The organism is Rhizobium sp. NLR16a, from assembly GCF_017948245.1.
Taxonomy (GTDB): Bacteria; Pseudomonadota; Alphaproteobacteria; order Rhizobiales; family Rhizobiaceae; genus Rhizobium.
Genome location: NZ_CP072869.1, coordinates 283,608 through 298,686 on the forward strand (window position 1 = coordinate 283,608; position 15,079 = coordinate 298,686).

Sequence of the window (15,079 nt, forward strand, 5' to 3'; positions counted from 1 at the left end):
CCGTCCCCCGATCTATGTCTCGCAGACTTCGCGCTCGACGACTAAGGGTGAGGCGAACCCCAATCCAGAGAGCGGAGCAAATGACCCCCGTACGCAGCGCATATGCTCAATGTTGTACGAACCGGCTAAGCTCTTGAAGGGGAATGGAGTCGCCATCGTGCGAACAGTGGGTCATGCTCTCCCTGTGCACCGAAGCGACCGGGACGGTTGTAGGATTCACAGTAAAACAGATCATGAACATACCGGGATGCCAGCCTTGCTAACTTACAGATAAAGAACGTAAAAGTTGTTGGGCTTGGCGTTTCCCGGGGGTTAAGCGTTAACCTTTCGTTAACCTAAAAGCCCTTGCTCAAAAATTCGAATCGGCGCTTATTGCCGGTGGCGGAACTTTACCGGTTTCGCGAAAAATACCGCCAGTGGCAACAAATGGGTTATCGATATGGCGAAGGCCGCCGCAAAAGAAGCACCTGCAGTTGAAGGATTGACAGCCTTGATGGAGCGTCATGCCGATGCCCTCTCGAGCCAACTTCAAGCACATCATCTTAAGGTCTTCCCACCGCATTCCGAGAAGGGCATTCGAACATTCGGGCCGTCTGAGGCGTCTAAGCTGCTCGGCGTTGGCGAGTCCTATTTGCGCCAGACCGCGTCAGAGATGCCGGAGTTGAATCTTAGCATGAGCCCGGGTGGCAGGCGAATGTTCTCAATTGAAGATATCCATGCGATTCGGAAGCATATGGACCAGGTCGGCCGCGGGAACCGGCGTTACCTGCCGCATCGTCGAGATGGCGAACAGCTTCAGGTTATCTCTGTTATGAATTTCAAAGGTGGATCTGGCAAGACCACCACCGCCGCGCATCTGGCACAGTATCTCGCTATGCGCGGATATCGCATCCTGGCCATAGATCTGGATCCCCAGGCGAGTCTTTCCGCGCTCTTCGGTAGCCAGCCGGAAACCGACGTTGGTCCGAACCAGACGCTTTACGGCGCCATCAGATACGATGAAGAGCAGGTTGCTATCGAGCAGGTTGTCCGAGCAACGTATATCCCTGATCTCCACCTGATCCCGGGCAATCTTGAGCTGATGGAATTCGAGCATGACACGCCGCGTGCGCTGATGAAGCGCAAGGAAGGCGACACGCTCTTTTACGGTCGTATCAGTCAGGTGATCGAAGACATCGCAGACAACTACGACGTCGTGGTGATCGACTGCCCTCCCCAGCTTGGTTACCTCACGCTTTCGGCTCTGACTGCCGCAACATCGATCCTAGTCACTGTCCATCCTCAGATGCTGGACGTGATGTCGATGAACCAGTTTCTGGCAATGACATCAAACCTTCTGCGCGAAATCGAGAACGCTGGCGCAGAGTTCAAGTTTAATTGGATGCGCTACTTGATAACTCGTTTCGAACCGAGCGATGGACCGCAAAATCAGATGGTCGGTTATCTGCGGTCTATTTTCGGCGAAAATGTCCTTAATTTCCCGATGCTTAAAACCACCGCGGTTTCGGATGCTGGTCTGACAAACCAGACCCTATTTGAAATCGAGCGTGGCCAGTTCACGCGTTCGACCTATGACCGAGCGTTGGAGGCGATGAATGCCGTCAACGACGAAATCGAAACACTGATCAAAAAAGCATGGGGTAGACCCACATGAGCCGGAAGCACATCCTTGACGTCTCAACAGACGCGCCCGAAACGTCGTCCGCAGACTACAGAGCCGCAAAGAATCGATCCATGCCGCTTCTCGGGGTGGCAAGGAAGGAGCGCGATCCCGCAACGAAGCTCACAGCGAACATTGGAAACGCGCTGCGAGAGCAAAACGATCGTCTCAGCCGTGCCGAAGAGATCGAGCGGCGTCTTGCTGAAGGGCAGGTAGTGATAGAGTTGGATGCCTCGTCAATTGAGCCGTCGTTTGTGCAGGATCGTATGCCGGGGGACATCGACGGGCTCCTTGCTTCGATCCGCGACCAAGGACAGCAAGTCCCCATCCTTGTACGACCTCATCCGGACCAGCCCGCCCGATATCAAGTTGCTTTCGGCCACCGTCGGCTGCGCGCCGTTTCAGAGTTGGGAATCCGGGTCAAGGCGGTTGTTCGCGAACTGACAGACGAGCAATTGGTCGTAGCGCAGGGTCAGGAAAACAATGAGCGAGAAGATCTTACCTTCATCGAAAAGGCGCGCTTCGCACATCACCTAAACAGGCAGTTTTCAAGAGAAATTGTCATCGCCGCGATGTCTATCGACAAGAGTAATTTGTCGAAGATGCTTCTGCTCGTCGACGCCCTCCCCTCTGAACTAATCGATGCTATTGGTGCTGCTCCTGGCATTGGACGGCCGAGTTGGCAGCAGCTAGCGGAGCTGATCGAGAGAGCGCCTTCACCGGCCGATGTGTCGAAATATGCGATGTCGGAGGAAGTTCAAGCGCTGCCATCGGCAGAACGGTTCAAGGTGGTGATCGCTAGTCTGAAGCCGAGTCGGGTTGCGCGCGGACTTCCTGAGGTCATGGCCACCCCGGACGGCACCAGAATTGCTCAGGTGACGCAGAGCAAGGCCAAACTGGAAATCACGATTGACAGGAAGGCGACGCCTGATTTTGCGACCTTCGTACTCGAGCGTTTGCCAGCGTTGTATCAAGCGTACCATGTTGAGAATCAACGGAAACACGGAGAGTAAACCGCAAAAGAAAAGAGCCCCCTCAACGTCGCCGTCGCGGAAGCCCTTCTGTCTCTCTAGCAAGAACAGAATCGCATTTCCTCGAATCCTCGTCAAGAGTTTTTAGCGCCGTGTTGGTGAGCTGAGTTCCTTTGCCTGCTGAAAGGTAAAAGATAATGCACACGACAAACGTAACGACGCCCTTCGGGCGGCGGTCGATGACGCTTGGCATGCTTGCAAACCAAGTCATGGCCGGGGAGATCAAACCGGATCAGTCGGTTGATAAGTGGAAATTGTTTCGCGCGCTGTGCGAAGCAAAGCCGCTGCTTGGCATCGGCGATCGAGCGCTTGCCGTGCTCAACGCGCTTTTGAGCTTTTATCCGAAGAATGAGCTGGCCCAGGGAAACGGTTTGATCGTCTTCCCGTCGAATATCCAGCTTTCGCTCAGAACGCATGGCATGGCTGAACAGACTGTGCGGCGTCATCTTGCCGCGCTCGTCGAGGCAGGTCTTCTGGTGCGCAAGGATAGCCCCAACGGCAAGCGTTACGTCCGCAGGGACAGGGCAGGGGAGGTCGACGAGGCGTTCGGCTTCTCGCTGGCGCCGCTGCTTGCCCGTGCCGAGGAGATCGAACAGCTTGCGGCCGCAGTGATGGCTGAGCGGCTGCATGTCCAGCGTTTGCGTGAACGCATTACCCTTTGCCGCCGTGACATTGCCAAATTGATCGAAGCGGCAGTTGAAGAAGAGATCCCCGGGGATTGGCAAGGCCTCTACAGCGAATTCCGGGACCTGATCGAAGGCCTGCCGCGATCGCCGACGGTAGCGCAGCTTGAATTGCTGCTGGATGAATTGGAGGTTCAGCGGGCGGATATCCTTAACCGATTGGAAATTCGGATTAAATCAACAAAACGGAGCGGCAATGCCGATTATATTGAGCGTCACATACAGAATTCAAATCCCGAATCCATTATTGAATTTGAACCAGGCTTCGAAACGAAGCGGGGCGCGATGGCTGAGCAAGACAACGATCGAGGGGGCGTGACGCCAGAGAAGGGTAGGGGTGAGGCAGAGCAAAGTCGACAGCCGGGGGTCCGCAATGATGGTGGCGGACTGAAATCCTTCCCGCTCGGCCTCGTTCTGCAGGCCTGCCCGGAAATCCTTGCCTATGGGCCGGATGGCGTAATCCGCAACTGGCGCGATCTGATGGCCGCAGCCGTCATCGTTCGATCGATGCTGGGCGTCAGTCCGTCGGCATACGAAGAGGCCGCCAATGTGATGGGGCCGGAAAATGCCGCGACCGTGATGGCATGCATCCTGGAGCGCGGCGGCCACATCAATTCGGCCGGTGGCTATCTTCGCGGCCTGACGCGGCGAAGCGAAAAGGGAGAATTCGCAATCGGCCCGATGCTGATGGCGCGTCTGCGGGCGCACGGGGAGGGCAGGTTGAAGGTCGGGTAGAGCTTTGATCATCGTGAATTGGGACCGAACTCAAAATTTTCATGACGCGGAAACTAGTTTTCTTCGGTGGTCAACTGACCACCGGTATAAGGTACTGAAAGATAATTGTTTTTTCGGGCAGAGATTTTTGTCGGAGCTAAATATGCGCGGTGTGCGCCTATGAACAAGTTGCGTCTCGAGGCAGAGCACAAGATGCGACTGGTGAGAGAGCTGAATTGCGGCGTCAGAGAATGGGGAAGGCCCGTCCCCTCCGGCGGACGGTTGAGATCGAATGGACGAGGTCGCCTTACGAACGGTGACACCGCGGCTCGCTCTGACGGCAGAGACGGCGACGATGATAGTGGCGATCTTCGGCATCACCATTATTCGCGCTATTCAGTCCGGCATCATCAGCACAAAGCTGCTCGCCGTGCCTGTGCTAGCAGTATCGGCAGCCTATGCAATATGCGTTCCGCGGGTGGAAAACCGGACTGGAGCAACGGTCAAGGGCAAGTCGCCGAGCGAATGTGACCTTCGGACCCCTTGACCGTCACTGGGCGCGGCCAGCGCGAAGGCCGGCGGGAATCATCACTCCCTACAAATGTAGATCGGAGGCCTTAGTGCTGGCGACCAACCGGCAGCAGGCGGAAATGACGGATGACCGACGAAATCGATTTCTTTGATTTGGCACCGTTATCGGTGAATGGTCATGACGGAATATCTCCACCTCCTGCCAGCCTATCGCCAGTATGCCGAGGTGGGGATTGAAGAACGAGTCGGCTGGATCCGTGCAGATCGTTGGCAGGAAACAGCCGATGCGAGGGCTGCACTGGCGCGGCTAGAAGATCTGCTCTCCTATCCGCCGCGGGATCGAATGCCTTGTCTGCTTCTCTATGGCGATATCGGCATGGGAAAGACAAAAATCATCCGAAAGTTTCTTCGCGATCACCAGCCCATCTCCGATCGTGGAACCGGGGTGACGAGCATGCCGGTCGTGGCGATGCAGATGCCGGCCGAACCCGTCGAAGGCGATGTATACGGCGAACGCCTCAATGCAATGAGCGCACCGGGTCCAAGCGGAGACGAGACCTTCCGTCTGAAGACCACTTGCCGCACTCGGATGCTGATCATCGATGAGATCCATGCCTTGCTGACCGGGACGTATCGGCAGCAACGGGTCTTCCTCAACGTCATTCGCTTTCTGGCGAACGATCTGAAAGTCCCGTTGACCTGCGCCGGTACCGATCTCGCCCGTCAGGCGTTGTTGACGGATCCTCAGCTCGCGGAGAGGTTTGAAGCATTTCACCTTAAGCGGTGGTCAAATACACAGCAGTTTGCACAGTTGCTCGCAAGTCTCGAAAGCATAATGCCTCTGCGCCAGTCATCTCAGCTTGGGACCGCAGCGGTTCGCCGCAAAGTTCTGGATATGACCGATGGCTTCACGGTGCGAATTTTTCGCCTGATCGAGACAGTTGCGGTCGAAGCCGTCCGAAATGGGAAGGAGACGATCACTTTTGAGAGCTTCGACGGTGACAACCTTGTCCTGCCGCTGGTTGCCGATGGCGCGGCGCACTGAAGGCGGCCTGCAGCGACATGCAACCCAGTGAGACCGGTGCGGCTGCTGGCTATTGCCCGACGGCCCTTTGAGGATAAGCTTCTCAGCTGTTGTTGGCGGGTGGCGAGCCATTGCTCCAACCATCTCACCCCGGCAGGTTGGAAACCGGATAAGTGGACTTTCGGAAGGCTCGAACACACAATTCTTCAATCACGACATTCCGACCGACCAGTCCGCGTCTATGGGCGCTTGCCTGTCGCCTGCGGCAAGTCGATCTGGAGCAACTGTCTCTGAAGGCTACCGGGCGCAGCAGAGCGTCTTTCGTCAGCGATGCGGCGCATCGAGGCGTTTGTCCGGCATGCCTGGACGAAGATGCCGAGGAGGGGAGGGACCACTACTGCCGCCAATCGTGGCCATGCGTCGAAGCAGTGGTCTGCCCCCGGCACAGAATTGGCCTCGAGATTAACTGCGGCGGATGTTTCCGCAGCTGTCTGTTTCAGTTTCGGTCTACGCCTGATGGTGTTGTTAGACTGGTTTGCCGTGATTGCGATGCGGTCGTCTGGGCGCGGCGGTTCCAGCGCCGCGATCAAACAGACTTGCTGCAGGTCGTATCGTTAGTAGGCGAGGCCATCGGCAAGGGCGGGTCGGAGTTTGAATGCACCGAGACGGCAAGCCGCTTCCTCTGGTCGCTACGGCCGGAAGGGATACCATACATCGCCGCGCCGGGTTTATCGCTGCCTTATGGTCAACGGCCGTCAGTTACGGCAGGCGCGGCGCCGCTGGCCAGCCTTCCACCGGCATGGCGAGCCGTGACCATTACGGCTATTTCAGACCTCCTCTTTCAGGAGACCGCCAAGAAGGCTCTACTCTCTGCCTCCGTTCGCGAAGCCTTTCGGCAATTCGAGCGCGGGCCGGTCCCAGAGTATCATCCGGTACCTCCACCAACGCGGGCGGCGTCAGTTCTAAATCTACGTGCGGAAACCAAGTACCGGCAGTTGGCCCGCGGCATTGTCGAAAGCGAAGGCTGGAAATCTCTGCCGTCCAAAACAAGGCGCGCAAGAAACCGGGCAATCGGCAAGTTGATGCTCCGTGCCCTCAATGACGGATGAGACCAAACCGATGTGCCTCATCCAGCAGGTGGCGAACAGAGGACGGTTGCCATTTGCGCCCACCGCGTGCCGGCCGCTCACCCATCTGATCCAGTTGGGCGGCAATATCGCGCAGCTTCAGATCTGGATCAGCAATGGCAATCGCTGCAACGAGCTTCATCAGGTGATCCTCTGGGGCACGACGGGGCGAGCGCCCCAAAAGCTCGGAGTCGGCAAGCTTCTCGCGGACCATCCGATGCACCGCGCGGCGCAGGCGTTCCACCGTCCAGTCATGGCCCCGGCGATTTAGCACCCGGACGACATTGTCCCAGCTGTGCTGAGGCCGGAGTTGCCGCACCATCGGCAGCCACGTTTGGGCGGACGAGATCAACTCGTCGAGATAGAGTTTGTCTCGCGCCTTCGACACCGCCTTGATCGCTTCTGGCCGCCGCTCTCGAAGTCCAGGATTGCCCGGCAGCTTGCCACGCGCTTTTGCCGCCTTTATGCCAGCTCTGGTTCGCTCGGCGATTAAAGCCCGTTCGAGCTGCGCGACAGCTCCGAGAACCTGAAGAGAAAACATCCCCTGGGGGGTGGACGTGTCGATGGGATCGCGGATCGATCGGAAATGGACGCCGCGTTCTTCAAGGTCCTCGATCACCTGCAACAGATGGCTGACTGAGCGGGCGAGGCGATCCAGCCGGACAACGACAAGCACGTCGCCAGCCGCGAGCTCGACGAGGAGTCTCGTCAGAACCGGTCTGGCCCGTGACGCACCGGATCCGTGCTCCTGAAAAATCCGCTCGCAGCCGGCGGCGCGCAACTCGTCCATCTGCGCATCATGGACCTGATCGTCGGTCGAGACGCGTGCATAACCGATAAGACGTTTGGGGGCCGGCGCTGGATTGGCGGCTTGCCGTTTTGCCATGATTTTCTCGCGCGATTTTACGGTGCTTTGTACAGTTAAGGAATGCGTGAGAAAATGACCAGTTGCAAGCGTGTTTTATGGAGTCAATGCAGCCCCACCAGAGTCGAAAAGGGATGCCGAACGGGCGTCGGGCCGTGACCAGCGTGAAACGCGCTCTGGTGGCCATCTGCGGCGGAAACGGCTGAAAATAGAGAGATCCGAGGAGGGGGCGACCACGAAGGCCCGTTTGAGCTTGAAGCGGATGGAGAATTCCCAGCTCATCGGAAGGGGAGGGCTGCTCGGAGTCGTCTGTAGAGCAGAGACGTTTCCGCCGAACCTCGCCGAAATTTGCCTAAAAGGCCGGAAAACCAGGCGTTTCCGGTCATCCAGGACGGCTGACATTGCTGATTTGCGACTCCAGATCAACTACCATCGATAACCTATAATTATCGATGGTTAGCGCAACAACTCGCGATCATACCATGTGAGGAACCGCAACATTGATATAGAGTTCGTGTAAGAAATCATTTACCATAATTTCAATGGCTTACGATATCTCGAAAATCAGCATGACAGCGCTGATGCGGCCGGCTTTCGATGCTGGTGTGGCTTTTACTTCCCGATTTCAATTGAAGCGCCAAGCTGAAAACTCGGCACCCAATTTTGACATAACGACTTCATCTCGGGCAGGGCAGGGGCCTGTCAAAGTCCGGATGCCTTGGTGAGATTCACCCGAAACCGGTCTCGCCGCCGCTGATATTTTCGGGTCATCTCGGCAGACGCGTGACCGAGCTGTTTCTGGACGTAGCGCTCGTCGACTTCAGCCGAGGAGGCGAGGCCGGCACGCAGCGAGTGGCCCGAGAACTTTTCCGCACGCTCGGTCTCGGTAAGGTCGGGGCGCACGCCGGCAGCCAATGCCGCCTTCTTGACCAAGCGCGCGACCTCTTGGTCGAGCAGTCGATCAGGGCCGATATCCTTGCCCTGACCGGTGACTCGCCGGAAGAGGGGACCGTGCGCGATCCGTGCGAGGTTCAGCCAGGTCTGCAGCGCAACGACAGGGCAGGTGGCGTCCGAGGATCCACGGCCGACTTCGACTTCGCGCCAACCGCGTTTGCCCCGGACCGTGACGACCATGCCCTTGTCTAGGATCTCGACCCAGCCGCGGCTGTCCTTCGTCTGGTCACGACCGACGTCGAGCCCGACGATTTCGGAGCGCCGCAGCCCGCCGGCAAAGCCGATCAGTAGCATCGCCCGGTCGCGCAGGCCCCGCAGCGTGCCGCGGGGCAGCGTTTCGAGCATGGCGATCAGGTGTTCGGGAAGTACCGCTTCCTTCTGGCGAGGAGGGGCGGCATGGGTGTTGCGGATGCCCGCAAGTACCGTGGCGATATGGCGGTCCTTGCGGTCGAGCGGCGTGCCGCGCTGGGCATAGTTCCAGGTTATGGCAGATAGCCGTCGCTCGATCGTCGTGACCGAATTCGGCTTGCGGCCGGCGATCGCCGCCCCGGAAGCGCAGGCAGTGATATAGAGGCCGACGGTGTGCGGGTTGGGCGGCAGGATCTCCAGCCCTTGCCGGCGGCACCAGCCGGAAAAATGCTTCCAGTCGGAGGCATAGGCTTTCCGCGTGTTCGCCGAGCTGGCCGCCTCGACGTAACCCCGCGCCCGATCGGCGAGCTGCTCCAGGTGGGCCGGCAATGCGATGCCTGCTTTCGGAAGAGGGGAGGGGAGCCCGGAATTGGTCATCGAGATGTCGGCCGACGCGTGCGGCGCGGAAATGTCACCGTCGGCCGCTGTGCTGAGAGGCGGAGCAGAACTCTCCTCGACGTGAATTTCGCTGTTTTGCTCGATGATTTGCGTCATTACACTATAATGACAGAAATGAACGATAATGGAAGTTTATCGTTCGTTTTTGCTTTACGACATGGCGTGCGGTTTGGCGCGAACTTGCTGGCTTAAACTGCACATATGATTTATGCTCTTTCGCATGGATTCGCCCGTCACGCCAACATCGATGACCCTGATCTGGCCACCCCGGCTGCCGGAGTGGGCCGTGACGCGCGGGCGCGAGCTGACGGAAGCGGACGCCGCCTTCTCCGCTGGCATCGCATTGAAATCACTTGACGATCTCGTGCGCCCGGAGCCGGCGTGGTCCGGTTGCTGGCGGTCCCGCCAGGCCCTGAAATGCGCCGCGGCCGCCGTGCGCCTGATGGGCCGAACCGAGGACGAGAGGGCGCTTCGTGACGCCGTGCTGCTCGTCGCAGTGGACGACGATCCCGGTCCCGCCGGCAAGGTGTTTTCGGCCTACAAAAGGCTCGTCGCGCGAAAACCCGGCTTCTCGTCGAAGCTCGTCGCCGAACTGGCCGATCTGATGGGGCTGGCCTGGGACCATCGTCTCGCCGCTGCGGTCGATCATGCCGACGCCGCGCTGCAGCGTGGCCGCCCGGCGCCCTTCGCCGCGGCGGAGCTGATTGCGGCTATTCATGCCGACCGCCCGGATGCTGAAGGGCTGGCCTGGGCGCTGGCTGACGTGCTGATCGCCGCGATGTTGAAATGGCCCTTTTCCCTGCCGCTGCTGATGGCCGAACGGTATGGACCGGCGTTCCGGACGATCGGGGGCAGGGGACGGGTGCGTCCCGGCGATCCGGCTTTCCCGCGGGCTGTCTGCCTCGCCGTTGTCGACGGTGCCCGCGCAACGATACGCTCCGCATCGGAAATCGCCCGCCGGGCCGACCAGCTTCTCGCAGTCGCGCCGAAGCTCCGCACCAAGGGTGCCGCGGCAGTCATCCGCAAGCTGCTCGATGAAGATGCCATCCCGGCTTCCGCACCGGGCGCGGGTCTTTCGCGGTGGGCCAGCACGCGATTGTTCGAGCGGCTCGAAGGTTTTGGGGCGGCGCGCGAATTGTCGGGCCGCTCGTCCTTCCGGATTTACGGGTTGTGAGCATGTCGGGACAGAGCGCAGCGAAAACCAGGCGCCGGCAGGACAAGGATCCACACGAGCTGCTGTTCGATCGCGAGCTGGAGGACCTGCCGACGGAGCTACGCTGGCGGGAGTGGATGCTGCGGGTCGAGGCGGTGATCTTTGCCGCCGCCGAGCCGGTGACCCGAGATACATTGGCGCGAGTGGTCGGCAAGGACTGCAGCATCGACCTGCTGATCGACGATCTCAAGGAGGAGCTGCGCGACCGGCCCTATGAACTCGTGTCGGTCGCCGGCGGCTGGCAGCATCGGACCCGGGTGCGGTTTTCAGAGACGATCGGCGCCTCGTCGGCGTCGACGCGGGGAGGCGCGGCACCACTGTCGGAATTCGAGGCGATGGTGCTGATGGCGGTGGGATATTTCCAGCCTGTCACCCGTACGGAACTGTCGAAGATTTTCGGCAAGGAGGTGTCACGCGACATGATCGGCGCGTTGCGCGGGGCGGGTTTTATCGCATCCGGCCCTCGCAGCCCGACGCCGGGGGCGCCCTACACCTATGTGACGACCAAGCACTTTCTTTCAAGCTTTGGCATGGAGACGCTGCGCGACCTGCCCGACCTTGAGCGATTGGAGGATGCCGGTCTGCTCAGCCGGCAGGCATTGGAGCAGACCGAGACCGCTGCGCCTGAGAGTGACGTTCTGGAGGAGTGACGATGGTCTGCAAGCCTCGTTATGTTCCAAGCAGGTCCTGCACCAGGCGACGGCCGGGACCCGGGCTCATTCTGGCATAGGCGCCGAGCAAATCCAGAAGCTTTATGCCCGATTCATTGCCCTCTGACACAACCGGCCGTCCTCTTCTTCGTCCAAGTGCGTTCGCAAGCAGCTCGATCCAGGCAGAGTGATCACTCGTCGGCGGGATCGAACGACGCAAACGGCGTGCTTTACGGTCCTTTTCATCATCCGTAGTATAATCCACCGACCATTCACTTGGGCTGCTGAGACGTTCAGCGCAGTATGTCCGCGCCGCTGTCGACAGACTGGAGAGCATCATCGTCGTGTAGTAGCCGCCAGCAGCACTGGGCATGTTCAGCAGGCGACGAATGAGCGCAGGGCCAAATGGGGAGTGGCCAATTGCTTCCAGACTGCAGATATTGTCGATGCATCGATCGAGCGTCCTCGTCGTTGGGCTGATGTACGGAACCGGTCCGCGGCGCAAGTCGTAGCCGCAGGCGACGCAATAGTGTTGCGGCACGAGTCCGGCCTGGTCAAAAACCGTAATGCAGCCGTTGCAGGACGGACATCGGTCGCGCAACCTACAGCCATGCTGTGTGCATGAAACCCGTGTGGCCAGGCGCCATCGACGCCGAAAATATGGCTGCGCATCCTCGGTCAAACAGCGGCTGCAGAACTGCAGCCAAGCAGAACCGTCGCGATGCCGGTTGCAGCGCAGCGGCAACAGAAGTTGCCCCGGCAGATCTCGCGACAACGTCATTACGGCGAGCTGATCGGGGGCGACACCTGTTTTGGCGTGCAGCAGGTTTGCGATATCGGCCGGGAGCTTTAGATCGAGGGCTGCCGACCACATTCCTGGACTAAGCCCGAGCACACGAGCAAAGGCTTTCGGAGGTACTCCGTTGGCGTAGGCAAGCCGATGCAGCCAACTCGATAGTAATTCCTCCGGCTGCGGCATCACCGTGACCGGCCACCGGTCACCAGCGACGTTATGATACCGTTCGCGAATGCTGATTGCCGGCGCGTGCGCGTTGACCGTTCTCATAGAAGGCTCTCACGCAGGGCCGAGTTGCGCCGTTGCGAGATCGGCACGTAGCGCAGCTCGCTGATGCTGGCTTTGCTGATGCGTTCGCTCCCTGATCTGATCGCGGCGATGGCGGCCCGGGTGACGACGGTGACGATCTCGCCGATCAAGCCTTCAGACAGATCGAATATCCGCCGCGCCAATGCCTCGTTCGACAGATCCGAGCTTTTTGCGAGCGGCAAAGCGGCTTCGAGGCTGTCGAGGAGCATGAAATAGGTCTCGTCATATTGCCATCGAGGAACTGCTATCAGATCGAATCGGCTCGCCATCTCGCTGGTCGCATTGATAAAGTCGCAAACGGCTACCTCTCCGATGAGCACTGGCGAAATGTCGTACTGGCGGCCGATCCGCCGCAGGAAGGCAAAAACGGCTTCGACGTCGCGGGCACGGCCCCGCAGCGCATTGTGGAACTCGTCGAGAACCAGCACCTTCGGTTTGAGGCTGGCCAGCAAGTGGTCGAGTTGCTCCGCCTTGCGACCGACATCCCACATATCGCCGCCGGGAGCGCGCAGCGCCTGCAGAATGCTGGCATAGAAATGGCCGAGGCCGGCGCCTTCGCGTGTCTGGACCATCCATACCTTTTGCTCGGGTGCGGTTCTGAGGTGCTCGACGGCAAACCGCTCGGCGATCATCGTCTTGCCGTTGGCATAGGGCCCAACCAACATCAGGCCCTGGGTTCGCAAGGACGGAGGCCGTTTCAAGAGCTCGGTCAGTCGCCGATGGCTGGCCTGGGCGACATGATGCCCGATCCACCGTGGCGCGCGGATATAGGCGATCCTTTCCTCCTGATCACGGTCAAGATAAGGCCGGACATGCTCCAGTAAATGATCCGCCATGGCTACCAATCCTCCACCGGCAGCCGGCGCTTCTGGCGCGGGGGATGCTCTACGGGAGGAGGCATCGGCGGCTGCATGACCGCATAAGGTTTTTCCGCCGTAGCGGCATGGGCGTTGCGCACGGCATCGCGTAGCCGGCGCTTTGAAGACTTTGCGGTCTCCGCTATGGCTGCGATCTCGCGGCGGAACGCCACCTTCTCGATGTGTGACCGTTGATTGATTGTGCGCCGACGGACGCGCTCAGCCTCATGTTCCCACAGCGTCTGGGGCGTGAGCTGGCCATCGCGTCGTTCGACCGGCCGAAACTGTCTTGTTTCCGGGTCACGGACGTAGACGTGACTGATGTCGCGCGGATCGTATCGCACTTCGAGTTTTTCGAGCCGGTCACGCTCGGGAACCAAGATGCCCAGCCACGGCGAATAATAGTGCATTGCGAACATGCTGATCCCTTGCGGTGACAGCCGTCTTTCCGTCCCCGGCAGAAACGACAGCAGGACGCGTTGCGGATCGTCGCCAAAATCCGGCAGTTCTGTGCTATTCCGTTGCCATTCAGTCAGCGGCACCTTAAGGGTCTTGGAACTTTCCTGGAGATTATGATCGATGATCGCGAGCGCGATACAGCGTTCCAGGTCAGAAAAGCTCAGGCAGGCGCGCCGCTCGCACGGATATTCGTCGCGGTGGGCGACCGAGCGCCCCGACGAACCGGGATAAGTGGCAAGAACCGCATTGAGCTTTCCGAGCAGCCGCTCAACAACCCCGCCGTGATGCACGCAGCCGCGATCGCGATAGCGGATCCGGATCCCGTAATCGTCACAGCCGCGTTGGAAGGCGTATCCTTTGAACTCCATTGCCGAGTCCGTGACGAGCAGCCGCGGCCGACCGAACATCGGCCAGACATGGTTGAGATTGTGGGCCGCAAGCCAGGCATCTTTCGGGCAGATGGCGTGGGCGAGACAAAGCGCGACGGACAGAACTGACGGCTTTTCCAGGGTGAGGCAGAAGCCGAGAATGGAGCGAGTCGCCACGTCGGTGACGATCGTCAGATAAGGGCGGCCGATGAACATACCGGCGCCATCGACCACCTCCACGAAATTGATGTCGGTTGGCGTATGGTCGATTTGGCACACGGCGAGCGGGTGCGGTGCGTGGATGTAGCCGGGTCGCGGTTTCAGCCGCAGCAAGTGCTTTGGATTGGCCGATCGCTTCTTCGCGATCTCTTCAGGCGAAAACAGCACCGGAATGCGCCGGGCGACTGTCACATAAGACGGCACGGCAAGGCCAGCTTCCTCGCACCGCGCGCGGATCTCATCGACCACGGGAGCAAGTGGGGTCGGTTCGAGCGTCAGCCATCGCTCGCGAAGTGTCGTGCCGATGATTTCCTCCACCTGTTCCGGCAGCCGTTTGCGACGACTGAGGGCAGTGCGAGGCAGCAAGGCCGTCACCGTGCGATCGGCGCGATAGCGCGCAAGGAGATTGTAGATTTGTCGTGTGGTCAGCCGCAGTTCAGCCGCGGCGCGTGCAACGGCAACCTGTCTTGGGTCGCCGCCATCGAGGATCTTGTCCAATTCGCGGGCGACGCGACGCGCCATTGACCACTGCTCGCCTGAAGTCGGGCGCGCCGTGGGCAAGCTTCGATCGTGCAATCGGTTTGGCAAGGGTGCTTCATTGAAATCGCTAGCGGAAAGTCGATGCCCATTTTAAGCCTAAACCTAACGCATGTATGACAATTTCCGATTTGAAATGAGAAAGTAAATGCCCCAGCGAAACCGTTGCTGGTCCAGGAGCTCGGGCTTCGTGAGAGAACAGGCAGGCGAAGGTTCCGCATGTGGGCGTTTTGTAATGGCAAGACGCAACGGTCTTGCTGCTCCCTGCGTTCTGT

The 15,079-nt window shown here is 59.5% G+C and carries 13 protein-coding genes; 8 read left to right on the forward strand and 5 right to left on the reverse strand.

Features of this window, described 5'->3' with window-relative positions; translation table 11 throughout:
- The first annotated feature begins 439 nt into the window (after positions 1–439).
- The 6 genes from repA (at position 440) to J7U39_RS28370 (ending at position 6,752) form a co-directional block, all read left to right on the forward strand.
- Positions 440–1,654, forward strand: a complete 1,215-nt coding sequence (repA, locus tag J7U39_RS28345; RefSeq protein ID WP_168301561.1) for a plasmid partitioning protein RepA — start codon at positions 440–442, stop codon at positions 1,652–1,654.
- Positions 1,651–2,673, forward strand: coding sequence for a plasmid partitioning protein RepB (repB, locus tag J7U39_RS28350; RefSeq protein ID WP_168301562.1), 1,023 nt, complete (start codon positions 1,651–1,653; stop codon positions 2,671–2,673). Before repA ends, repB begins: the two co-directional genes overlap by 4 nt.
- Before the next feature lie 155 nt (positions 2,674–2,828).
- Positions 2,829–4,109: a plasmid replication protein RepC gene (gene repC, locus J7U39_RS28355; RefSeq protein ID WP_168301563.1), complete on the forward strand. Its 1,281-nt coding sequence runs from the start codon at positions 2,829–2,831 to the stop codon at positions 4,107–4,109.
- 271 nt (positions 4,110–4,380) lie between these two features.
- On the forward strand, positions 4,381–4,635 hold the full coding sequence (locus J7U39_RS28360) for a hypothetical protein (RefSeq protein WP_168301564.1): 255 nt from the start codon (positions 4,381–4,383) through the stop codon (positions 4,633–4,635).
- Between the two features lie 162 nt (positions 4,636–4,797).
- Positions 4,798–5,664 (forward strand): TniB family NTP-binding protein, encoded by an 867-nt coding sequence (locus J7U39_RS28365; protein ID WP_246638646.1) that lies wholly within the window; start codon positions 4,798–4,800, stop codon positions 5,662–5,664.
- A 575-nt stretch (positions 5,665–6,239) separates the two neighbouring features.
- Positions 6,240–6,752, forward strand: coding sequence for a hypothetical protein (locus J7U39_RS28370; protein ID WP_247241808.1), 513 nt, complete (start codon positions 6,240–6,242; stop codon positions 6,750–6,752).
- Here J7U39_RS28370 and J7U39_RS28375 read toward each other — a convergent pair.
- Together J7U39_RS28375 and J7U39_RS28380 are read right to left on the reverse strand one after the other, a co-directional pair.
- The gene (locus J7U39_RS28375; RefSeq protein ID WP_210633098.1) at positions 6,739–7,656 is read right to left on the reverse strand and encodes a recombinase family protein; all 918 of its coding nucleotides are present in this window, start codon (positions 7,654–7,656) and stop codon (positions 6,739–6,741) included. The two genes, J7U39_RS28370 and J7U39_RS28375, sit on opposite strands and share 14 nt — an antisense overlap.
- Positions 7,657–8,337: 681 nt before the next feature.
- A complete protein-coding gene (locus J7U39_RS28380; protein WP_210633099.1) occupies positions 8,338–9,492 on the reverse strand; it encodes a site-specific integrase in 1,155 nt (384 codons plus the stop codon).
- Positions 9,493–9,604: 112 nt separating this feature from the next.
- On the opposite strand from J7U39_RS28380, the gene J7U39_RS28385 reads away from it, so the two are divergent.
- Positions 9,605–10,570 (forward strand): DUF1403 family protein, encoded by a 966-nt coding sequence (locus J7U39_RS28385; RefSeq protein ID WP_210633100.1) that lies wholly within the window; start codon positions 9,605–9,607, stop codon positions 10,568–10,570.
- A gap of 2 nt (positions 10,571–10,572) precedes the next feature.
- Complete coding sequence (locus tag J7U39_RS28390) at positions 10,573–11,259, forward strand: SMC-Scp complex subunit ScpB (protein WP_210633101.1); 687 nt, start codon at positions 10,573–10,575, stop codon at positions 11,257–11,259.
- A 19-nt stretch (positions 11,260–11,278) separates the two neighbouring features.
- Here the strand turns inward: J7U39_RS28390 and J7U39_RS28395 are convergent, their stop codons facing one another.
- From J7U39_RS28395 to J7U39_RS28405, 3 genes are read right to left on the reverse strand one after another with little or no spacing between them, the layout of a single operon-like run.
- Positions 11,279–12,325, reverse strand: coding sequence for a TniQ family protein (locus tag J7U39_RS28395; protein WP_210633102.1), 1,047 nt, complete (start codon positions 12,323–12,325; stop codon positions 11,279–11,281).
- Complete coding sequence (locus J7U39_RS28400) at positions 12,322–13,200, reverse strand: TniB family NTP-binding protein (protein ID WP_210633103.1); 879 nt, start codon at positions 13,198–13,200, stop codon at positions 12,322–12,324. Before J7U39_RS28400 ends, J7U39_RS28395 begins: the two co-directional genes overlap by 4 nt.
- Before the next feature lie 2 nt (positions 13,201–13,202).
- A complete protein-coding gene (locus J7U39_RS28405) occupies positions 13,203–14,789 on the reverse strand; it encodes a transposase family protein (protein ID WP_246826342.1) in 1,587 nt (528 codons plus the stop codon).
- Positions 14,790–15,079 lie beyond the last annotated feature (290 nt).